The sequence below is a fragment of the Adhaeribacter arboris genome (genome assembly GCF_003023845.1).
In the GTDB taxonomy this organism is placed as follows: domain Bacteria; phylum Bacteroidota; class Bacteroidia; order Cytophagales; family Hymenobacteraceae; genus Adhaeribacter; species Adhaeribacter arboris.
The window spans coordinates 3,911,185-3,933,204 of sequence record NZ_PYFT01000001.1 but is presented as its reverse complement, the minus strand read 5'-3'; the positions used below and the strand labels follow the sequence as shown (position 1 = coordinate 3,933,204).

Below are 22,020 nucleotides of genomic sequence, written 5' to 3'. Positions count from 1 at the left end.
TTATATAGTAAGTTGAGCTACGATATAAAGAAAATAAATTATGAAAAAACTACAGGTTAACCGTCGCAAGTTTTTAAAAGATACTGTTACCGGAGCTGCCGGTATTGCCGGATGGGCAACTTTCCCGGCTAATATCGTGCTCGCTTCCGAACAATTCGTTAGCAAGTCAGTTAAGGCAAATTCTAAAACCTGGGCAGTTCCCAGAATAAAATTCGCGGTTATTGGACTAAATCACGGGCACATAAATTCGCAGGTGGAGGCCGTAATACGGGGCGGGGGGCAACTAATCGCTTTCTTCGCGAAAGAGCCGGATTTAGCCGCCGCTTTTCAGAAAAAATATCCGCAGGTAAAACTCGCCCGCAGCGAAAAAGAAATTCTGGAAGACCGTTCCATTCAACTGGTAGTGAGCGCTTCTATTCCGGACGAGCGGGCACCTTTGGGCATCCGGGTAATGCAGCACGGTAAAGATTTTATGGTGGATAAACCGGGTGTTACTACCTTGACTCAATTGGCTGAGGTAAGACGGGTACAAAAGGAAACGCGTCGGATTTATTCTATTATGTACAGCGAACGCTTAGAAAACCGGGCCACCGTAAAGGCGGGCGAATTAGTAAAAGCCGGAGCCATTGGTAAAGTTATTCAAACTATTGGCCTGGGGCCACACCGCATGACTCCCCAAACCCGTCCGGATTGGTTTTTCGATCGTAACCGTTTCGGAGGCATTATTTGTGATATTGGCTCGCATCAATTTGACCAGTATCTTTTCTTTACGGGTTCTACTACAGCCGACATCGTTGCCGCGCAGGTAGGCAATGTTAATCATCCGCAGTACCCCAAATTTGAAGATTTTGGCGATGTAATGTTGCGGGGTAATGGCGGTACGGGTTACATCCGGGTAGATTGGTTTACCCCGGATGGTCTTAAAACCTGGGGTGACGGACGGCTAACTATTTTAGGAACCGAGGGTTTTATCGAAATCCGGAAAAATATTGATATAGCCGGCCGGGAAGGAGGAAACCATCTTTTCCTGACGGACCAGAAAGAAACCCGTTACATAGAGTGCAGCCAGGTACCTTTACCTTACGGAGAACAATTAGTGAACGATGTTTTAAACCGCACCGAAACCGCTATGCTTCAGGAACATTGTTTGTTAGCAACAGAATTAGCCTTAAAAGCCCAGCAACAAGCACAACCAATTAAATTGTAAAATATATCTTTTTTAATATTGAAGCGGTATTTTACTTGATTTATTTCCGGATTTTTGTGTAAATTTATCATTCGATGTGTTTACAATGAAACGATTTACCCGTATTTTTTTCTCCCTTGTTCTGGTTGGTTTTAGCGCCTGCCAACCAAAACCCAACCCCGCCGGCCTCGATGAATTTACCCGGTTTCAATTAGCGGATTGGAACAAAAATTTGAGCCATATTATTATTACGGATATTTTTACCCCACCCGTAGCCAGCCGGATTTATGCGTATACCAACATTGCCGCTTACGAGGCATTAGTTCCGGGTTACCCGGCCTGTCAATCGTTGAGTGGCCAGCTAAACGGATTGGAAAACGTACCTGCCCCCGAGAAGGGGAAAGAATATTATTTCCCGGTGGCCAGTGCCGAAGCGTTTGCCACGGTAATGAAAAAATTAACGTTAGTGCCCGCTAATACCGAGAAGTTCGAGACGGATTATCTGGAAAGAATTAAAAAAATTGGCATTAAACCCGAGGTGCTGGAAAACTCATTGGCGTACGGGAAAAAAGTGGGCGAGCACATTATTGCCTGGGCCATGAAAGATAATTATCTGGAGTCGAGAGCGATGCAGCGGCACATGTTATCGCAGAAACTAGACGAATGGCAGCCCACGCCTCCCGATTACATGCCGGCCGTAGAACCGCACTGGAACACTATCCGGCCTTTCGTAATGGATTCGGCGGCACAATGCAAGCCACAAAAGCCGACTCCCTTTGATACTTTACCGGGCTCTAAGTTTTATAAAGAAGCCAAAGAAATTTATAGGCTGGGAGAAAACTCGGACCCAGAAAAGCAATTAATTGCCAAATTCTGGGACGATAACCCCAACGTTTCTTACACCAAAGGCCATATTACTTATTTTAAACAAAAATTAACTCCCGGCGGGCATTGGATAACCATTACTTCTAATGTGTGTAAAGCTAAAAAATTAAACCCAATGGAACAGGCCGAAGCTTTTGTGTTGGTAACTGCTTCCCTGGCCGACGGATTTATTAGCTGCTGGGATGCCAAATTTAAATACGTTCATATTCGCCCCGAAACGTACATCGAAAAGTACATTGACCCGGAATGGGACCCGCTGTTGCAAACCCCGCCTTTTCCCGAATTTCCGAGCGGGCACAGTGTTATTTCGGCGGCAGCGGCTACGGCTCTTACCAACTTATTCGGCGATCATTTTGCTTTCACCGATTCTACCCAATTGGCAATTGGCTTACCCATCCGGAAGTTTACCTCTTTCTACGCCGCCTCTAAGGAAGCTGGCATGAGCCGGATGTACGGCGGTATTCACTTCCGGCCGGCAAACGAGCTGGGCGCAGAAGAAGGCAAAGAAGTAGGCAACCTAGTTTACCACAAATTAAAAACCCGTAAAAACGGCCAATTAGTTAAATTATAATTGGTCTGGTTAAATGAAAGGCATCCCTTTAATTAATACCTTGGTTAAAAGTGATGCCTTCCCTTTTAATCCTTCCATTCTATCATAGTGCGATTAAAAGTGTAGAGGACTACGAAATCCGGATTGTATGGGAAGAATTTCAATTCTATCATAGTGCGATTAAAAGTTCCGATGCAAAAACTATTCGATTACTTAATGTGTTATTTCAATTCTATCATAGTGCGATTAAAAGGTAATATTCTGCAAGCTGGAGGCCACATTCAAGGGCATTTCAATTCTATCATAGTGCGATTAAAAGCCAATGAGCACCAAAAATCAATACCTTTTATTTATATTTCAATTCTATCATAGTGCGATTAAAAGAAGAACTAGCCGCTAGGCATTCTACCGGTTATGTTTATTTCAATTCTATCATAGTGCGATTAAAAGTAGCCTAACCCGCAAAATAGAAGGCTTTTACTCGAAATTTCAATTCTATCATAGTGCGATTAAAAGGACCGGGTAATAGAAATGGCCGCGCTCCGGGTAATATTTCAATTCTATCATAGTGCGATTAAAAGAAAAAAGCCTGGGGCAGGCCGCGTAAAGTTATTTAAATTTCAATTCTATCATAGTGCGATTAAAAGCTTCTGTTCGTGGAAGGATAAAGAGCGGTAACCAAACTATTTCAATTCTATCATAGTGCGATTAAAAGTAAGAAAAAGTACCTTCAATTGCCCCCCGTAGTACAATTTCAATTCTATCATAGTGCGATTAAAAGAGAAGCCTAAGGTTGAAAAGCACGGCCGCATGGATAATTTCAATTCTATCATAGTGCGATTAAAAGCAATGGCTTTACTAGTGTCGTGGTCTAATAAGTGCTATTTCAATTCTATCATAGTGCGATTAAAAGTAGTAAGTAGTCAAAGTATGTTTGTTCCTTTAACAAATTTCAATTCTATCATAGTGCGATTAAAAGCTTCCGGATAGTTAGCCATAATAGCAAGTATTTCCATTTCAATTCTATCATAGTGCGATTAAAAGCTTCCGGATAGTTAGCCATAATAGCAAGTATTTCCATTTCAATTCTATCATAGTGCGATTAAAAGTATGCGGGACTGAACAATAGATTTATTAAGAATATATTTCAATTCTATCATAGTGCGATTAAAAGCTGTAGATTTCAATTATCTACCTTCGGGTAACCATATATTTCAATTCTATCATAGTGCGATTAAAAGAGCTGTATCGGCTGGCGGTTCCATCAATGGACTTTTATTTCAATTCTATCATAGTGCGATTAAAAGTTTTATTACTAAGTACGGATAATAGCCACTTTGAAAAATTTCAATTCTATCATAGTGCGATTAAAAGAAAAGCCTTTATGCTGCAAGGAGATTTGCACATGTAATTTCAATTCTATCATAGTGCGATTAAAAGGATGATGCCACGGAACAAGAAATAGAAAAAGCTTGATTTCAATTCTATCATAGTGCGATTAAAAGCTGCGAAGGCTTTGGGTAAAGCATGTTTTCCACGTATTTCAATTCTATCATAGTGCGATTAAAAGAATCGCTAAAGCTCTAATTGTTATTTCCCTCATATTATTTCAATTCTATCATAGTGCGATTAAAAGTTCCTGGGGATAGGCAAAAAGACCCGGATCGTAAAATTTCAATTCTATCATAGTGCGATTAAAAGTCGGCGAGTGAAAGACACAATAAACCACCAAAATAAATTTCAATTCTATCATAGTGCGATTAAAAGCCGTTCTGAATGAATAGCAGAAACGGCCTATAGATAATAAATTCAAAGAAAATACTACGGTAAAAACAAGCTAAAAGTCGTCGATGAGGAGTAATAAGATTTAGCCGGCCCTTCGACAACCTCCTTTCTATCAATCAGAAAGCAAAAAATTAACTTTTAGCAGTTAAAAAAGTTAAGCTATACGCCCAGCAATTAACCGATCGACGACCCAGCTTGTCATAAGAAGTTAGTAACTGGGCCGCGTTCTACCCCAATAATCTGCTTATCGAGCCAACGTTGCTCCCGGCTTTTAAACAAAATAATACTGTCGTTATCCAGGTCCATAATGGTATGAGCTTTGCCCATGAACTCCTTCAGTTTTACTTCGGTAATTTCGCCTTCAAATACCGAATTCTGAATCCAGTTCAGGTACTTGCGGCAAAGTTTGAGCATGCGAGCTACCCGCATTTCCCCTATATCGTACACCAATATTACGTACATTTTTTAATGCGTGCGTTTTTGCATGAGTGAATTTGTTGGAAGCAGCACAAATAGGTGGCTATTTTTGAATACAAAATTCTTTCTTTTTCTTCTTTCATCTGTTTCCTGTTTCATCTTTTTACTAATATTTACTCCTTCGCTCATGCAAAAACGCACTCCTTCCCGCATTTACAAATTACCACCAGATTTTAAAAGGTTTGTACTCTTCTATGCCCATTACGTGTTTGCTGAGTTTATAGCACTCTAATTTAATTAAGTGTTTGTAGCTCACCGATTTGTTTAAGGTGCGGTGTTTTACCGTTTCTTTTAGGCGTTCTTCAAAAGCTTTTACGAAGGTTTTCTTGCCGCTTTCTTTTAGAACGCAACCGTTCAAGTCGGTGGCAAAATCCGACGGCTGCACTTCCCGCTTGTTCAGCACCCGGAAAATAGTCCGGTCAACCAAGATAGGTTTAAAAATTTCGGCTAAATCCAAGGCCAGCGAGAAGCGCCGGGTACCCGGTTCGTGCAAAAAACTAATCGTAGGATTTAGCTGCGTGTGGTAAATCATATCCAGACAAGCGGCGTAGCACATCATGTTGCCGAACGAAATCAGCACGTTTAACTCGTTTTTCGGCGGGCGTTTGCTGCGGTTTTCCATCGTAAAGCCAGCCACAATCGTATCAAAGGCCGCGTAATACGTTTGCCGGATATTTCCTTCCAGGCCCATGAGCTCGGGAACTTCGGTAGTAGCTGAAATTTGGGTGGCGTATTTTTCGATTTGGCTGATGCTGGCGGCCAGATCTTTCTCGCGGTTATGGTAGTAACGCAGGTTTTTTAAAATATTAAAAGCGGCGCCTTCTATAAACTTTTGGGCTAATGCTACGCGCTTGTTCCGGAGGGTATAATGCCGGGTTTGGGCCACCTGCATTTTGCCGGCCAGTAAATATTCTTTGGCAAAGAAAGAGCCGGTATAATGCTCGTAATAATCAAAAAAATGCGCCGAAATGCCGTGTTTTCCTAAAAAGTTATACAAGGCGCTATTCGCATCCAAGCTGCCAAATACGTATAAATCCGACACCGTTTCGACGGGAATGTACCGGCAAGGGCCTGCCTCGTTGCCTTGTTCGTCGAAGGGGGTAAATTGCAAAGTATTATCTTTGCGGCTCAGGCGGACGGGATTAAACAAGTAGTAGCTTTTCTTCATAAGTGAGGTTAATTAAACCCGGTAGGTTTTTAAAACTTACCGGATTTCGTACGTTTCTTTCATTATTCTCCTACATAACAAAAATCATAATAACTGCAGCGTTTGCAGATAGGCGCGTGCAAAAGCGGGGGACAAGTCAGCGAATTTAAGATAACGGTTATATTAGTTAACCATTTTACCATTTCGGAGCGGTCGGTGGGAGTAAGCGTTACCGTTTCAGTTATTCGGAGCGTGGGATATTCCAGGATACCGGTAGCTCCTTCTATCCCATTTTGCTCCAGAATGTAGAGATAATACTTTATTTGAGCCAAGTGCGCGGCTTCGGCCTTATTCGACTTTTTAATCTCATGTACTACTTTGGCCTTAGGATCGTAAAAATCAATTTTTACACCGTCCAGCACTATTTCGCGGTAACGTTCGGCCCGTTGCGGATAAGCGGTTTCGTGGATGAGTTTGCCCTCGCTTACCGTGTCAGAAGTATGTTCCATCCTTACTTCATTGGCGTGCAACCAGAGTTCCCGATGGCAAACGTGGTACAAGTTTACGTGGGTAGCAGTAATAGGCATTGAATGAGTTATAGGTTTAAATGAGCGATACTACTATCCGGTGGTTTTTGATGAAAGCTTAAGTAAACCTCCTGGCCGCCAAACCAATCCAGAACCTCTTGCCGTTGGAGTAAAGTTGGTTTGGAGACCAAAAAACTATGGTAAGAAGTATGTGACCAGTCCGCGGGTTGTTCCACGAAACCATGCCGTACCGGGTTAAGATGAATATAGGCAATTAACTTGGTATAATAACTTTCCTGAGAAACTAATTTTCGGTTTACATCGCCCCGGAATAAGCTGCCTTTTCGATGGTACTGCGCGTTAAAAGCTTTCGCATACGCATTAAAAAAGTGGCTAAATTGGCGGGAAATAAAACCCGGTAGGTTTTCAAAACCCACCGGGTTTTTAACCAGCTTCAAAAGTTCTTCTGCCGATCTGATTCGGATAAGCAGGTGAAAATGATTTGGCATCAGACAGTAAGCAAACGTTTCGGCTATTGGGTAAATGTACTGCGCGTATTTTTTTAGAAAATAATAATAATTTTCGTCACTCCTAAAGATAGATTCGCCCCCGTTCCCCTGGTTGTACACGTGGTACATTTTATCCGGCTCAAATGGAATGCGCTTGTTCGCCATTAGTTTAATGCTTTGGTTCGAAGTAAACCCGGTAGGTTTTCAAGACCTACCGGGTTTGGCAGTGGCTTTGCTCCCGTTGATTGCAAAAACTTATATGCAAGGTGATTTCAATACTACTTTAGAACAATTTAGATGCATTTATTATCCATTCGAAAGCAACTGGATGGGTAATACGCTTAAAACCCGGTAGGTTTTTAAAACCTACCGGGTTTGGCAGTGGCTAATTAAATAAAATTAGAATTTATCACAACCTCATCTTTTATGCCACTTAAGTAGTCATAGACATCTGTGTTCTCCAAATAAAAGTAGCCGTACTCATTTCCGTCTTTGTCTTTGTTCCGCAAACCATAAGTTTGTAAATCTTTATAATCTTTGCTATAATTTAGCATAGAAAAAATATACTTCGACATAATGCCTTGCATGCGTTTTCCCATTAGCTTTTCGGTAATAAAATCCCGCTCTTTGCTTTTGGGTTTGCGCTCATTTATCAAATCACGATAAAGCTGAAAAACTTCAACACCATCAATAGAATCTAAATACTCTTCTCCGAATAAATGCTTTTTCGGAAGTATATCTTTACTTTTTAAAAAATTGAGCTCATCATTAGTAAATATTTTATCTGGTTTTTCCAGCTCCTTTCCTGCTACTGCTATCGGTACTGGTATTGGTACGAACACAGAGATGCTGTCTTCTTCGATTAATCTAAATTTTTTATCAGCTTCGGGAAAGTTTAGTTGCTGCAAATAGCTTTTATAATCTCTAAAATTTTTTATGTATTCCTGGCTATTGTTTTTATCTATAATGGCGTATACTTTTTTATATAGTTCGTCAAATGCCTTATCGGCTAAGATGCGTTTGAAATGTGGCTGGAAACTTTCCTGTTTTTGCTGTTGATAACGTTTGTCTTTCCCGTAAATCACTTTAGCATCGTCGAGATTAAACAGAAAAAGCTGGCAATCTTCTTTGGTGACGTTGCGGTTAATGCGCCCGGCTAACTGTTCTTCACTGTCTAATAGCGAGGTATCTTTAAAGCCTAAATCCATATCAATATCTACGCCGGCTTCAACTACTTGAGTTGTAATTAAAAGAACACTTTCTGTGTTTTTACTTTTTAAGAAGTTGATAATTTGCTTGCGGCGAGGCTCCAGGATAGTGCCCGAAAGCACCAGAATATGTTCATACTGTTTGCCTAACTCTTGAGAAGCAATTTTATAAAATTCTGAAGCGGTTTTCTTAAAAATAAACTCAATAACGGTACGCACGGGATAGTCTGTAAATGCGGCTTTCCTTTCTTTTGTTTTTTCAATTAAGAAAGTATACAAACAATTTAAATAAGCCTCCCTGCCATCTTTGTCTTTAAGTTCCGGCGTTTTAAAATCGGGGTTTTCCAGCAAATCAAAATTAAAACTTACCCGCTTGCCGAAGTTGGGGTTTTTGAAGAAACGTGGAATGGCATCTTGCACCAATGGAGTAAACGTTATCTTTTGAGGTATCACAGATTGCAAGTCGCCTAATTTGGGCAACGTAGCGGACATTAAAATAAACTTTATATTAAAAGCGTGGGCATACTGCTGAGTAAAATAAGCTAATTTATCCCAATGCTCCGGATTATACGATTGCAATTCGTCAATTACTACAACAGCATTAGCCAGCCGGTGCAACAAATAGTTGCGTTCTTTTTTATTGGTTTTGATAACATCAAAAAAGAGTACGTGCGATAGTAAGGTAATTGGGTAATTGACAAACAGATTATCGATGAAGTTTTTCCTGTCTTTCCCGTATTCGGCATCAGCATCTTCGGCGGTGTTTTTAGTTTGCCAGCCGGCTTTGCTATGTAATTGAGTTAATTCGTCGGGCTGCAAACCCAATGTTTCGGCAATGGCTGTGTACGTTTGGGTAATAAGCGTAGTAAACGGGAAAACATAAAATATTTTGTTTAACGTTGGGTTAGCTTTCAGCAGTTCCGCTACTGCCAGCATAGACATGTTCGTTTTACCGCCCCCCGTAGGCGCTTCTAAATAAAACAGGTTATTCTGCGCTTGGCTCCGGATAGTAGTAATTACTTCGGCAGCCATTTTGGCCCGGAGTTCGTTCAGGTTATTCGGAGTGGGTTCAATCAAAGTTTGCTCATCTTTTTGCAGTAGCTCCTCTAAACGGCGGTAAGTGTTTTGGTTGTATGGCTGTAATGTGCCGGCATTATAAATAATACGTTCCCGGAGTTCTTGCTTTACTATGCCAAAGCCATTAAAAGGCTGTTGCCAATCATTCATATAATGCGCCGTTGCGTAGTAATCGGCAGCCGTAAGCAACGAGAAATTCAATTTTAATAAAGCAAATAACGGAAACGATGATGCAGTCTGATTAGCAGTCTCATTATAATATCTCATAAAAACGTCCTGCTTATCCACGCTTAACAAATTATGAAAACAGGCTAAGTCATCTGCTGTAATTTGCCAATCAAGAAGGATAAGATATTGCGAGAGAACTTTATGTTTAGAAGAAAAAAAGTCATAATCGGGCAAGTTACTTAACGTGGCAGCATGATGTTTAATAATGCTGTAAGAGCTTGCTATTAGAAAAGCGTCCAGGAAATTAGTTACTTCTAACTCAAACCGGCTCGATTGTTTGAAATGATACATTAAAAACAAGTAAGCACCAATTCGGGCATGGTCAGAACCTAGTGTGTGCTTTACTTTCAGGAAGTTAGGATAGGAGTTCTTCATTTTTTCTTGTTGGAAAAAATGATTGACTTTGCCAAAATCATGAAACCAGATAACATCCAGAAAAACAGTTTTGAGGTAATTTTCAACTTCGGCGCTTTGAATAAGATGCACCGGAATCAAATCATGAATCAGATTATTAACTACTTCATCTAACTGGTGCTGTTCGCATAATTCTAGAAAATAGTGCAATACACATTGCAGATGCTGTTCTAAGGTCTCCGGGGCCCGGTTTTCATCTTGTTTTGGTAAGTGCGCATAATAATAAGGCGCTTTATCTAAAACCTGGGATAGCGGCGAAATAGCAGTGGCTATCTCTCGGAAACTTTTCATTATAAGATTTAATTAAGTTGAACAGCTTCTGTAGCGGATAGCGCAAATAAACCAGGAAAAGAAGTTTCTTTCGGAAATAATGCGTTAGTAAATACATAATCTGATAATGTGTACTGCAACAAAATTTCATCGTAGGCACTAGGCAGTCGCTCGAAATAAAGAAATAAATCCCTGGTTTCGCTGTAATTTCGCCCCGAAGCCTGAATGATGATTTTGCTGACTGCCGAATCCAAAACCGGTTTTTGGAACAGGTTCAGTAACTTGAAATTTGCTTGGGCGTTAAAAGGTTGGTAAGGATATTCCTGCACGTTTTGCCACCAAGCCGTAAATTCGTTTTTGCCTAAATAGGGAATAAACTCTGCTTGTTGGTTTAGTAAATATTTGTGCAGCTTTGCCTCCGGCTCGTGGGCGGTATTAAGGGCAACGTAACACCGGTACGCTGGCCGGATAAGCATGGTTTCGGTTACAATTAGATTGCCTCCTTCTTCTTGGCTTGCATAGCCTACGCTATTATTATACTTTACCAGGGTTTTGGTAAAATTACCTTGTTGGTGGTTAAGAGGCTGGATTCCAGTTTGTAGGTGCTTTAACTGCTGATAGTATTCCGGTAATTCGCCGCGCCGCTCAAAACCTTTCAGCCCGATAATAGCGCCTAATATTCCCAACAGGGCGGGTTTATGCAATATGTTGTAGGTTAAGTAAGGCGCCCGCTTGTTATCGTTAATATCCGGCTTCTTAAAAAAACCAAAATTACTTTCCAAATCGAAAGATAGAACTGTTTGCATAAGCTTGATGGTAGGTTAGCGAAGAGGTAAAACCCGGTAGGTTTTTAAAACCTACCGGGTTTGGGAAGATAAACTTATAAATTAGCTGTATTGGCGTTTTGCGGAAGACCAGTAAGCTTTGTGCCTGGATTAAAATAAAGTTCTACGGTTTCCACTTCGTCCTGAATATGTTCGGAGTTTAATAAGGTAGTTACACCGCTTAAATCTATGGTGCCATCTTCGCCAACAGTTACTAAATCTATAAAAGAGGGCAGCACTGCTTTGGATTTTTCTTTTAATTCTACCCAAAGCAGCAACTCGTTCTCCGAGCCGGCTTTAGAAGCCGAATCATAATAAGTAGCGCCACGCCGTAGAGCTTCTTTAGCTTTGGCAATATCATCGGTGCTGAGTTCCGTTCCGCTGCCGTTAAGCCTTTTCACGTGTTCGGCAATATTCTGCGGGTTTACCGAAAAATGAAAAACATAATGTCCTTCCCTTAGTTTAGATTGTGAACCTAAAGTAGCCGCACCTTTTTCATCTTTACCTTCTTCGCCGGGGTTCCGGAACGGCGACATGATTTGTTCGGAATATATATCATTCTTAGGAAATCGATTAATGCCATGAGTTATTTGCAAAGGACCGTGAATGGAAATATTAGTTTTACCCGCAAAGGTTGCGCCGAACAAACGAATGTCTAAGCATTTTAAGAGATTACCTAATACCGTTAACCTTAAAGTATTATCCTTTTCTTTGCCTTTTGTTTCCGGGTACTTTTCTAACAAGCTTTCATATGTTTCATCCAACGTGCGCGGATTCATATTGTCATTAAAAGTTTTAAAGTAAAATATCTTATCACCAGAATAATTGTTTTTCAGGTAATTTTTCACCGTGTATTTTAAGGCTTTGTCCGTAGCATAAACAACTCCATCAGGTAACGTGCGGGGCTGATGGGAGAAATCAGCATTAAAATTAGAATTAATACTTTTGATGATGGTGCAGCCATAAGCGCGGCGGGTATAGGAGTTACTCATGAAGGTTATTTTTCTATGGTGTCAGGTTGTTTTTCTACAGATTTAGTAAAGCGGAATGATGGGCTGAAATAGCCCGCCAGAATAAAAGACATATATTTCTTTATATCAACCGGGCGGTCAAAGCCTAAGATTTCCCGTAGTAAGCGGCTCACCCTGCCTGTTCCTTTCCGGTCAATGTTATGTTTGTAGCGATTAAAAACTTTTACAATTTCATCCACGAACAGCTCGCGGCTGGTTTTTTGTAGAAATGGCTCCAGCAAAGCATGCGTAGGATTCGCCGATTCACTTTGGTCAAGCAAAAAATTTATCATCTGCCCGGAGATATAAGCAAATTCGGTCTCGTCGCTTAAAGCCACGCGTTCTTTACTATCGGCAATTTCCATGGTTTTCTGAAACAGTTCGTCTAATTTATCTGGCATATAATTCCCATTGAAGTTTGAATTGGTATTATCAAAATGGTGATTGAGGCTGAAGTAAATATTTAGTTTTTCTTTAGCTCCGAATTCTTTGTTCTGCTTTACGTCATCACGGATACCGGTCAGCATGATATCCTTGAATATTAATCCCGAAATAACTTCACGCCTAGACTTATAAATATAGTTGTAAAAAGCCTGACGGTATTTCATAACTAATAAGTATGTGGCGGCAGAATAATATTTGGCATCAATCTCATCAAAATATTTAATCACTAATTTCCCCTCATCTTCTCGGACTAAAGCCCGATTAAAAATATATTGTACTACTTCGCTTTGAAACTGAAATATGTTTTTTATATCCGGATAGCGTTTATCTTCTTTACTATTTTTTTCCTTCAGGTGAAATAAATTGTAAATAGTCCAGAAGGGGTCACCGGTTTTGGCATCTTTTAAATTGTATTCAAAGCTGCTTACAAAATCAAAGTCTTTGATTTCGCCTCTCGTCACAAACAACAAGTAATAATTTTGCCGGTCGGTGGGTTTTATGCTTTGAATAATTTCGCGGTAACCGATTTTTTTATCCTGATCGTGAAAAAGCTTAACAGTTCCAAAATTCAGGTTAAGTTCTTCTTTGTGAATAAATATAGGTACCGGGTTAGGTAAAACTCCGCGTTCAATTAATTTCTCAAACTGAAATAAGGCCTGAGCTTCTGAACCCGATATACGCCCATTAATTTCAAAAGGAGCCGTTTGGTGCATTAGAAACAGTTTTTTTGAATTATAACCGTTAAAAAAATTACTAGTACCCAATATTTCTTCGTTTAAGCCCGGCACATTATACTGCTCTGTATTAAATAGCCGTTTTTTTAAATATTGCTGGTGCGGCTTCTGGTATATCTCTAAAGGTATATCCAGGTAAAAAATGATATAGTCATTGTCTTTTAGACTGACAAAGTGTTCCGTTGTTTCAATTTCCGCAGACAAGTAACGCCTGCAAAAATCTTTGAAAGCAACAGCTAACTTCTTTTCTTTCTCCTCTTGCAGGAATTTTATAGCATTATCAAAATATTGATTAAGGCGGTCATATACTTTAACTTTATCTTTCTGGTATTTCTCGCCTCCTTTTAAAGAATCCTTCTTTAGGCCGAAACAATAAGGAGAGGCCGATTGAATGCCCTTAGCTGGCAAATCCAAACATTTATCGGTATTAATACACCACGCATTCTGGTCGCGTACCGCACACATTTGCCAAAACTCCAAACCAGGGTCATCTTTCTTTTTAAACGTCTCGACACGTTTAATCTCTAAATTTCCGCTCTCATTTAATCCGACTAAAATATGTAGTCCTTCCCGTGGTTTAAGTCCATGATTTTTCATGTCGTCTAAATCATGGACTAAATTAGTTAGTTCTCTTATCATGTAAAAGTTGCGTAAGCGTATAAACCCGGTAGGTTTTGAAAACCTACCGGGTTTGAAGATGAGTAAAAAACAATTCGTTAACAATACCTAATTTTGGGTATTTTGCAAAAAGAAGTAAATTTAAAATGTTGGCAATGCGACCCGCCTATATTGGAAACTAATAAGGAACAGTCCACTAAATAATCCCTTTAAAAACAAAAACAAAGAAGAAGTTTGGCAGGAATTAGATACATATTCTAAACCTTTAAGGCGCAAGGAAGCCTTAAAAAAGCTGCGGGCGCTTGCTCATAAAGATAGAGGCCACTAAAGCAAAATATTAAAATTTGACTACTATAACTATACATCCAATTTACCAGTAAGCAGAATTTGATTCACCCCTTTGAAGGCCGTAATGCTGATGAAGTTTGGAAAGAGCTTTTAGCCATTTCGGAACCACTTCCGCGTGAGGAAATGATAAAACAGATACGAGAAGAGAATGGCAAGAAAAAGAATACAGTGGATGATAAAGACTAATTCTTTAGTTAATTTCTTGCTGGCCGGCTTGAGCTACATAGGACAGACAAGCCAAAACATCTTCTTTCTTCAAGTCCGGAAAATCTTCTAAGATTTCTTCGGTGGTCATACCGGAGGCTAAGTAACTTAAAACATCGTAAACGGTAATGCGTATTCCTCTAATACAGGGCTTACCGCTTCTTTTACCTGGTTCAAGCGTAATTATTTTTGAAAAATCCATTCGGCATTTTAGCTAAAATTTACCTGAGACTAGGAATAATTATCCTTTAGGTATATTACAAAATATAAAAAATATCATTTACATTTAATATAATAACCCCCTCAAACCCGGTAGGTTTTCAAAACCTACCGGGTTTTTTCATCTTCGCCGGTTTATGGTAGCACCTCCGCGCAGCCAAATCCCAAACTGTTTTTCTCCCCAAATCCGGCGTAATAACCCGCTTCCAGTAGTTCTTGGGGCGCTTGTAAGGCAAAATCAAATAAATAGCCGCGTACTTTGGTTTGCTGCGGGGTGCCCGCTTTAATGGTAACAAGCTTAGAAACGGGCTTACTTAATAAAGTAAAACGTACTTCCTCTAAGGCAGGTAAAGTTACCGAAGCGCTGTTGACTAACTGCCCGGCTTCTATTTTGTGTAGTAAATTTTGAATAAAGATCGGGGCAAAGTTAACCTCATCCGGCGCGAGGTAAAGGGGCATATTTCTACCGTTCTGTAACCGCGACGTACTCACGCAAGCCGGCGAAAGCAGCCGGAACCGGGCCTTACCGTTGAACTCCGGCCCAGATTCTGCCTGAATGGTACTTACTTCAAAAGGCACCCGGCTTTGGGCATCGCCCAACGAAAATTGCTGCTGCCGAAATAAACCGGTAATAAAAGTTTCGGCAGAAACGGGCGTATAAAAAGAAAGGAGCAACGAAACCGAACCGCTTAAGATTTGCAGCCGGTCTTGCTGAATTTTAAATTGGGATACTTGCAGCCGGGAAAAAGTAAATAGTTTGTAAGGCTTGCCCTTCGTTAAATAACCTTGGTTATGCAGCCAGGTACTAAAAGAAGCATCGCCTAAATTAAGAACTTTATAAATCCAGGCGGAGAGTTCGTATTGATAATTTAGTGGAAGTAGGTTATTTTTAGCGGGTAAGCGTAACTCTAATTTAAAGCGCATCTTGGGGAAGTAAGGTGAGATCTACTCAAGCTTTGAATATAAGTATTTTTAAAGAATAGAACTACGCACTCAATTGCCCCAAACCCGGTAGATTTGTAAAACCTACCGGGTTTTTTACCCCTGCACAAATTTCGGCCGGATTAAATTCTCGAAAGAATACAACTCATCCCATTTTTCCTGAGTAACCAATTGCCTTTCTTTTACCACAATCTGGTAGATAGACTTACCGGTTTGTAAGGCTTCTTTGGCGGTAGCCGCAGCGGCTTCGTAACCAATAATGGGGTTGAGTAAAGTAACGATACCGATGCTATGCATCACCATTTCCTGGGTGCGGGCGCTGTTAGCGACAATACCCAATACGCACTTTTCGCGCAGCGTATAGCAGGCGTTCGTCATGTAAGTAATAGAAGTGAACAAGGAGAAAGAAATTACCGGCTCCATCACGTTTAATTGCAGCTGGCCCGCTTCGGCAGCTAAGGTAATAGTAAGGTCCGCCCCAATAACGTAATAAGCGGTTTGATTTACCACCTCCGGAATGACCGGATTTACTTTGCCCGGCATAATAGAAGAACCCGGCTGCATTTGCGGCAAACTAATCTCGAACAAACCGGTGCGCGGGCCCGACGAAAGCAAGCGTAAATCGTTGCAGATTTTAGATATTTTTACGGCCGTGCGCTTTAAAACCCCGGAAAGTTGTACGTACGCGCCCGTGTCGGAAGTAGCTTCAATTAAATCGGGAGCCAGATACAGAGGCAGGCCGGTTATTTCGGCTAAGTATTTGGTTACCAGCTCGGGGTAACCGGCCGGCGCATTTACCGCGGTGCCAATGGCGGTAGCGCCCATGTTAATTTCGGCAATCAGTTGCTTGGCATCTTCCAGGCGGCCTACTTCTTCGGCGAGCGTATTGGCAAAACCTTTAAACTCGTCGCCCATCGACATGGGAACCGCGTCCTGGAGTTGCGTGCGACCCATCTTCAGCACATTTTTAAATTCCACGCCTTTGGCTTCAAAGGCCGCCGATAAAGCGGTAAGAGATTGCGTATAGGCCGTTAGTTTATTCAGTAAGGCAATCCGGAAAGCCGTTGGGTAGGCATCGTTGGTAGATTGCGAAAAATTAACGTGGTTATTGGGATGGCAATATTGGTATTCGCCTTTGGCGTGTCCCATCATTTCCAACGCCACGTTGGCGATAACTTCGTTGGCGTTCATGTTTACAGACGTACCGGCGCCGCCCTGAATCATATCCGAAGGAAACTGATCTAAATACTTACCGGCAATCAGTTGATCGCAGGCTTTACTAATAAATTCGGCAATTTGCGGGTCCAGTACGCCTAAGTCGCGGTTAGCCAGAGCGGCTCCTTTTTTTACGTAAGCCAAGGCCTGCACAAAAAACGGTTCCTGCGAAATACGCTGGCCGGTAATATTAAAATTTTCGAGGGCGCGAAGGGTTTGTACCCCATAATAAACTTCGGCTGGAATTTCTTTTTCGCCAATAAAGTCGTGCTCAATGCGCGTGTTGTTCATAAAGTAGCTTTAGTTCGGTCTATTGATAAAAGGAATATCTTATACGTTTTAAAATGGTTTCCATACGTTTTAATCTTTATTTAGTCTCATACTTAGATACAATAGTTTACTTACTTAACTAGCTCCCACTAGCAGTCAAACGATATTGTTTAATAAGCCAGCAAACGGCCGCAGGCAATAACAGCGATCCAGAGAATAATAGAACAAACGGCCGCCAGTTTGGCGCGAAAGGGAAGAAAATAGTTTTTATCCGGATTTCTTATTTTAGGAAAATAGGCATGAAACGCCCAGGCATTTACCCCGGCCAGCCCTAGCAATGCCATTTTTATATAAAATGTAATATCCTGGCCCAAGGCAATGGCGTTGGTACTAAAAAGGAGAAATCCGGAAGGTATGATTAAGATAAGTCCGCGCCGGGACCAGGTAAGCAGGTGATTGGCTAACCCCCTTACCGGTAAATGCCGGGAGAAGCCTAGTAACCGCAAGTCGAAAAGGAAAGCTGCCCCGACCAGCAAAGCAATACCTACAATATGGACTATTTCGAGAGCAGGGTACAACCACGACGACCGGCGAATAACAACAGCGAAGGCACTATGCTCCAACCAGGTTAGCCAGTGTATCATATTTTAGCGGCGCAGCTCGTATTTTGTCCCGTTTACGAAAATTCGCTCGGCCCGCATTTCCTCTTTCTTTTCTTTGTGCGGATAGCCTACCACGTGCAGTTGACTGCCTTTAACTAGTTTAGCTGTGGGCACTCCCCGTTCCTGCATGCGGCTGGTGGGGGCCAAAACTACCGTCCAGACTTTTTTGTCTTGTTTTACCTTGGCTATAGCGTGTGGGTTCTCGAAAGTAAATTCCTGAATCGGACCCGTAAAATCAATTACTTTATCCTGATCGTAATCGGCCCAACCGTGGTGGTAAAGGGTGAAAGAAGTAATTACTAAAAGAATAAAAGCAACAAAACTATTCCGGAATAAAAGCATGGCTGATAAAGATTTAGTGAAAAATACTTTCTATTAAAACGACTACCTGATACCATAAAGTATGTTGCAGTAAGCAGCGAAATTTTATAATTAGTAAAAGGGATACCGAAGAGAAAATAAATTCTAAATAATATTCTGCGCGTATTTGACAAATTATATTGTACGTTCTCTGGGTAAAATTTATCGTAAAATAAGTATTTCTCCTGACTTATTTTTATAACAATTATGAATCATTTTCTGCTTGGTACTATCGCTTTTAAAGTTGGGGTAAAAACAAAAAAGCCTTGCTCCCGGTAAGAAGCAAGGCTCTCCAAAATAGTACATTTCCTTATTTTGTGCCAGTAGAATCAACTACGCCATCTTGTACAGGTTGGTCTTGTACTACAGCCGTATCACCTTCACTTGGGGTAGTGGCCGAATCTAATTCAGCGCCCGCCGCATCAACTGCGCTTTCAGTAGTAGTTTCGGCATTCTCTGCTTTTTTAGAATCGCAGGAAGCAAAAGTAAAGGAAAGAGCGGCAAACGCTAAAACCGTGATTTTTGATAGATTTTTCATAATCCTTTATTAAAAGTAATGATTTTCAATTGTTGTACTTAATACTTTATTGCCCAAAAAGTAACCCGAACACTCCAGGAATTTTATTTTAAAGTGCGGACAAAACTATCAAACATATACTAACAGGCAAACTTCGGATTTTATAAATAGGCTTCTTAGAAGTCTGATTTAGACAACTTTCTCGGCTAAATAAAAAAATATTTCGGAATACTTTTTTTATTCAATTTTACTTCTACATTTATACTGTTATATAACAATAGAACAGTTGATGTTTACCAAACCTAATCTTACTTCGGGTATTCCTATTTATGTACAGGTGAAAGAACAAATTATTCATGCTGTTGAATTAGGAGCTATTCAAGCCGGCGATCAATTGCCTAGTGTTCGGGTTTTGGCAGAACAGCTGGTAATTAATCCAAATACGGTTATTAAAATTTACAAAGAATTAGAAACCGAAGGAGTAATTGAAATTCATCACGGTACCGGCGCTTTTATCACCGGTAAGCGAGCTAGTATTTCCAAAGCCGAAATAATTTCTCAGGGAGCGCTGTCTATCCAAAAAATTATTGAGCGGTTGCTCAGCAAAGGATTAAGTACTCCTGAAATTAGAAGAATAATGGAAGCCGAACTGCTTAAAAAAGAAACCAACTATTTAAAAGAAGCCGCATGGAAGAAGTAATTACCGTTAAAAATTTAACCAAGCTCTATCAAAATGTTTCGGCTGTCGATCATTTAAGCTTCTCCGTACAACGGGGCAGTATTTGTGGGTTCTTAGGGCAAAATGGGGCCGGTAAAAGTACTACTATTAAAATGTTATTGGGTATGGTAAAACCAACCGAAGGCAGTGGAAATATTTTAGGTTACGCCATAGATAAAGAAGAAGATAGCTTAGAAATAAGAAAACGAGTAGCCTACGTAGCCGAAGATAAACGCTTATACGATTACATGACCGTGGGCCAAATTATCCGCTTTACCAAATCATTTTTTCCGAACTGGCGCGAAGATTTAGAAAAGCATTTACTACAGGAGTTTAGGTTACCGATTGACCGAAAAATAAGCAAATTATCGAAAGGCATGCGCACCCAAACGGCTCTCATTCTAGGAGTTTGCCGGAACGCAGAAATACTTATTCTGGATGAACCTTCGGAAGGATTAGACCCGGTAAATAACGAAAAAGTGTTAAAGCTCTTGGTTACCCTGGCCGCAGAAGGAAAAACCGTACTTTTTTCCTCCCATCAGGTTTACGAAGTAGAACAAGTAGCCGATACCATTCTAATGCTTCACCGCGGAAAACGGATCGAATTAGCTCCATTAGATGAATTAAAAAGTAATTACAAGCAAATCAAACTTTACTTTACTTTTTCACCACCTCGGGCTCTTTTTAACCTGCCCGGCATTAAAAGTGTAACTCAGGAAGGCAATTGGGTGATGTTGTTGGTAAAAGGACCAACCGGTCCAATTATAGCCCAAATAAGCAAACTGCAACCACTTTCTTTGGAAATCATCGACTTAAGTCTGAAAGATATTTTTTTAGAAAATTTAAAAGCTATTGAAGAAGATGTTGCTCTACAAGATTTGGCTTGAAACTAAAACCCGCTTTTTTATTGGTTTAGTTTTCGTAGTAGCGGTGAGTATGTTTTTTGTTCTGGGGCAACCCATGATTCTTGCGCAATGGGCGCTTGATAAGCAATTGCATCCGGAGTGGGAAGATCCCTGGTGGATGCCCCTGGCCATAGCCGATTATCGTTACTTTATCTGGCACTTTCTTTATAATTACCTTTTGCAGAATATCTGGGTAATTTTTGCCGTAATCTTATCGCTGGGCGGTATCAAGAATGAGTATGAGCAAGGAAGCTCTTTATTCACGCTTGCGTTGCCGGTAACCCGGAAGCAACTTTTTCTGCAAAGAATTGCCGTCAGCTTCTCTGAAATAGTGGTATTAGCGTTGGTACCCGTTTTTATTATTCCGTTTTTTTCATTTTTTACGGGTAGGAGTTACCCTTTGGAAGAGGCTTTAGTTCATGCTTGTTATTTTATTTTAGGCGGCATGGTATTCTACGCTTTAGGTGTATTTATGAATACCATTATAAAAACCGATGTTTTACCTTTTTTGATTATGTTAGGGTTAATCATTGTTTTTTATGTCGTTTATCCGCCGGATACCGAAAATATTCCCAAAGCTTACTGGCTCCGCCTTTTCGATCTACAATCCCTGATGGCCGGAAAAAGTAACAAACCCGCATTTTTCACCTGGCAGGCATTAATCGGTTGTTTTTTTGCGGGAAGTAGTTTACTGTTGCTATCCTTTCAGATTATTAAAAAACGGGACTTTTGATTATGCAGAATTATTTAGGCATCCTGTTATATAAGAACTGGTTGGAAAGCCGGACGAAATTTTTTTCGTCGGTTCTGATTATTGCGGTGATTATTTTTTTTACTATCAATCGTTCCGAAAAATTTATTTCGGACTATTCCGCCAACTATCCTGCGAAGCACCTGGTTTTTACCCAATACGTGTGGGTGCTTTTATACAAAGGTTATTTATTAACCATGTTTATTTTCTCGTGTTTTATTTTTGGGTTGGGGGGCTTAATGCACGAAAAACAAAATGGTAGTGCGTTGTTTACCCTGGCCTTGCCTTTGCATCGCAAATTATTATTCCGCTCTAAAATTATTGTGGCAATAATCGAGATGGTTCTTTTGGCATTCGTTCCGGTTGTACTCATTCCAGGTTTAGCCACGATTTATCATTTTACTTATCCGTTAAAAGATGCTTTGTTATTTAGTTTCTTGATGAGCACCGGTGGGGTTTTGTTTATGATTTTAGGCGTATTTCTGTCTTTGTTTATCTCGAAGGAACTAGTAGTGCCCACCGTAGGAGTAGGTATTATGGTTACTCTTTTCTTTGTTTCTAAATTCCCGTTTTTTAAGCCGTTCAATATTTTTAATTACATGACCGGAGCCGGTTACCTGAGCAACGACAACTTTTTATTTCAGAATGGTATTAATTGGGTGGGCACGGTAGCTTGCCTGGTCTTAGGGAGTTCTTTTTATTTTATAATAGAAAAGATTCTTTTAAGGAAAGATTTTTAGGCTATAGCAATTTTAATTTATATAATCAAATCAGGATTATCCGAAACCTTACAAACTGCTGTATGATCTATTCTCTCTTCCGTTATCCTGGAAGAATCTAACCGGCAGAAAAGAAGAAAGGCCCGCCGTAAAATCGGGCATTACTTGCTAAAAGTAAATAATGGCGGGACTGGTTTAGCTACGGCCATTGCTTTTAACTGGTTAGATCCTTCCAGGATAACTTGAGAGAGTGGGATAAATTTTATTTTAATTCTCCAGACCCCGGTTTCGGACAAT

General features: G+C 40.5%; 21 protein-coding genes and 1 CRISPR repeat array. Of the genes, 7 read left to right on the top strand and 14 right to left on the bottom strand.

The features are described 5' to 3' along the window. Positions 1–40: 40 nt before the first annotated feature. Positions 41–1,207 carry a Gfo/Idh/MocA family protein gene (locus AHMF7605_RS16250; RefSeq protein ID WP_106931096.1) on the top strand — a complete coding sequence of 389 codons (1,167 nt, stop codon included), beginning with the start codon at positions 41–43 and terminating at the stop codon, positions 1,205–1,207. Between the two features lie 85 nt (positions 1,208–1,292). After that, positions 1,293–2,642 (top strand): vanadium-dependent haloperoxidase, encoded by a 1,350-nt coding sequence (locus AHMF7605_RS16245; RefSeq protein WP_106931093.1) that lies wholly within the window; start codon positions 1,293–1,295, stop codon positions 2,640–2,642. A 70-nt stretch (positions 2,643–2,712) separates the two neighbouring features. Then, positions 2,713–4,388: a CRISPR direct-repeat array (repeat unit 30 nt; unit sequence ATTTCAATTCTATCATAGTGCGATTAAAAG). Between the two features lie 216 nt (positions 4,389–4,604). On the opposite strand, the gene cas2 is transcribed toward AHMF7605_RS16245, so the two are convergent. The 8 genes from cas2 to AHMF7605_RS16200 form a co-directional block, all read right to left on the bottom strand. Further along, the gene (gene cas2 / locus AHMF7605_RS16240) at positions 4,605–4,868 is read right to left on the bottom strand and encodes a CRISPR-associated endonuclease Cas2 (RefSeq protein WP_106931090.1); all 264 of its coding nucleotides are present in this window, start codon (positions 4,866–4,868) and stop codon (positions 4,605–4,607) included. Positions 4,869–5,043: 175 nt separating this feature from the next. Then, positions 5,044–6,051 (bottom strand): type I-B CRISPR-associated endonuclease Cas1b, encoded by a 1,008-nt coding sequence (cas1b, locus tag AHMF7605_RS16235; RefSeq protein WP_106931088.1) that lies wholly within the window; start codon positions 6,049–6,051, stop codon positions 5,044–5,046. A gap of 62 nt (positions 6,052–6,113) precedes the next feature. Then, the gene (gene cas4, locus AHMF7605_RS16230; protein ID WP_106931086.1) at positions 6,114–6,617 is read right to left on the bottom strand and encodes a CRISPR-associated protein Cas4; all 504 of its coding nucleotides are present in this window, start codon (positions 6,615–6,617) and stop codon (positions 6,114–6,116) included. A gap of 8 nt (positions 6,618–6,625) precedes the next feature. Beyond that, the gene (locus AHMF7605_RS16225) at positions 6,626–7,231 is read right to left on the bottom strand and encodes a hypothetical protein (RefSeq protein ID WP_106931084.1); all 606 of its coding nucleotides are present in this window, start codon (positions 7,229–7,231) and stop codon (positions 6,626–6,628) included. 224 nt (positions 7,232–7,455) lie between these two features. Beyond that, entirely contained in the window at positions 7,456–10,284 is a 2,829-nt protein-coding gene (gene cas3, locus AHMF7605_RS16215; protein ID WP_106931080.1) for a CRISPR-associated helicase Cas3', read from the bottom strand. A gap of 8 nt (positions 10,285–10,292) precedes the next feature. Then, positions 10,293–11,069, bottom strand: coding sequence for a type I-B CRISPR-associated protein Cas5b (gene cas5b, locus AHMF7605_RS16210; RefSeq protein WP_106931078.1), 777 nt, complete (start codon positions 11,067–11,069; stop codon positions 10,293–10,295). 74 nt (positions 11,070–11,143) lie between these two features. Then, positions 11,144–12,079, bottom strand: coding sequence for a type I CRISPR-associated protein Cas7 (locus AHMF7605_RS16205; RefSeq protein WP_106931076.1), 936 nt, complete (start codon positions 12,077–12,079; stop codon positions 11,144–11,146). 5 nt (positions 12,080–12,084) lie between these two features. Continuing rightward, positions 12,085–13,914, bottom strand: coding sequence for a hypothetical protein (locus tag AHMF7605_RS16200; protein WP_146153605.1), 1,830 nt, complete (start codon positions 13,912–13,914; stop codon positions 12,085–12,087). 366 nt (positions 13,915–14,280) lie between these two features. Here AHMF7605_RS16200 and AHMF7605_RS29775 point away from each other — a divergent pair, with 366 nt between their 5' ends. Continuing rightward, entirely contained in the window at positions 14,281–14,427 is a 147-nt protein-coding gene (locus tag AHMF7605_RS29775; protein WP_158267526.1) for a hypothetical protein, read from the top strand. A gap of 4 nt (positions 14,428–14,431) precedes the next feature. Here the strand turns inward: AHMF7605_RS29775 and AHMF7605_RS16195 are convergent, their stop codons facing one another. From AHMF7605_RS16195 to AHMF7605_RS16170, 6 genes are all read right to left on the bottom strand, one after another. Then, complete coding sequence (locus AHMF7605_RS16195) at positions 14,432–14,647, bottom strand: DUF433 domain-containing protein (RefSeq protein ID WP_106931072.1); 216 nt, start codon at positions 14,645–14,647, stop codon at positions 14,432–14,434. 152 nt (positions 14,648–14,799) lie between these two features. Continuing rightward, positions 14,800–15,588 carry a CRISPR-associated endoribonuclease Cas6 gene (gene cas6 / locus AHMF7605_RS16190; RefSeq protein ID WP_106931070.1) on the bottom strand — a complete coding sequence of 263 codons (789 nt, stop codon included), beginning with the start codon at positions 15,586–15,588 and terminating at the stop codon, positions 14,800–14,802. Between the two features lie 114 nt (positions 15,589–15,702). After that, positions 15,703–17,112, bottom strand: coding sequence for an aspartate ammonia-lyase (aspA, locus tag AHMF7605_RS16185; RefSeq protein WP_106931068.1), 1,410 nt, complete (start codon positions 17,110–17,112; stop codon positions 15,703–15,705). A 149-nt stretch (positions 17,113–17,261) separates the two neighbouring features. Further along, complete coding sequence (locus AHMF7605_RS16180; RefSeq protein ID WP_106931065.1) at positions 17,262–17,735, bottom strand: DUF6644 family protein; 474 nt, start codon at positions 17,733–17,735, stop codon at positions 17,262–17,264. A gap of 3 nt (positions 17,736–17,738) precedes the next feature. Continuing rightward, on the bottom strand, positions 17,739–18,095 hold the full coding sequence (locus AHMF7605_RS16175; protein ID WP_106931063.1) for a DUF6152 family protein: 357 nt from the start codon (positions 18,093–18,095) through the stop codon (positions 17,739–17,741). Positions 18,096–18,423: 328 nt separating this feature from the next. Next, positions 18,424–18,651, bottom strand: coding sequence for a hypothetical protein (locus tag AHMF7605_RS16170; protein ID WP_106931061.1), 228 nt, complete (start codon positions 18,649–18,651; stop codon positions 18,424–18,426). A gap of 268 nt (positions 18,652–18,919) precedes the next feature. On the opposite strand from AHMF7605_RS16170, the gene AHMF7605_RS16165 reads away from it, so the two are divergent. The 4 genes from AHMF7605_RS16165 to AHMF7605_RS16150 are packed head-to-tail and all read left to right on the top strand — an operon-like array spanning position 18,920 to position 21,744. Continuing rightward, complete coding sequence (locus tag AHMF7605_RS16165; RefSeq protein WP_106931059.1) at positions 18,920–19,330, top strand: GntR family transcriptional regulator; 411 nt, start codon at positions 18,920–18,922, stop codon at positions 19,328–19,330. Further along, a complete protein-coding gene (locus AHMF7605_RS16160) occupies positions 19,318–20,235 on the top strand; it encodes an ABC transporter ATP-binding protein (protein WP_106931057.1) in 918 nt (305 codons plus the stop codon). Before AHMF7605_RS16165 ends, AHMF7605_RS16160 begins: the two co-directional genes overlap by 13 nt. Continuing rightward, entirely contained in the window at positions 20,210–20,986 is a 777-nt protein-coding gene (locus AHMF7605_RS16155; RefSeq protein ID WP_106931055.1) for an ABC transporter permease subunit, read from the top strand. Before AHMF7605_RS16160 ends, AHMF7605_RS16155 begins: the two co-directional genes overlap by 26 nt. Before the next feature lie 2 nt (positions 20,987–20,988). After that, the gene (locus tag AHMF7605_RS16150; RefSeq protein WP_106931053.1) at positions 20,989–21,744 is read left to right on the top strand and encodes a hypothetical protein; all 756 of its coding nucleotides are present in this window, start codon (positions 20,989–20,991) and stop codon (positions 21,742–21,744) included. Positions 21,745–22,020: the final 276 nt, after the last annotated feature.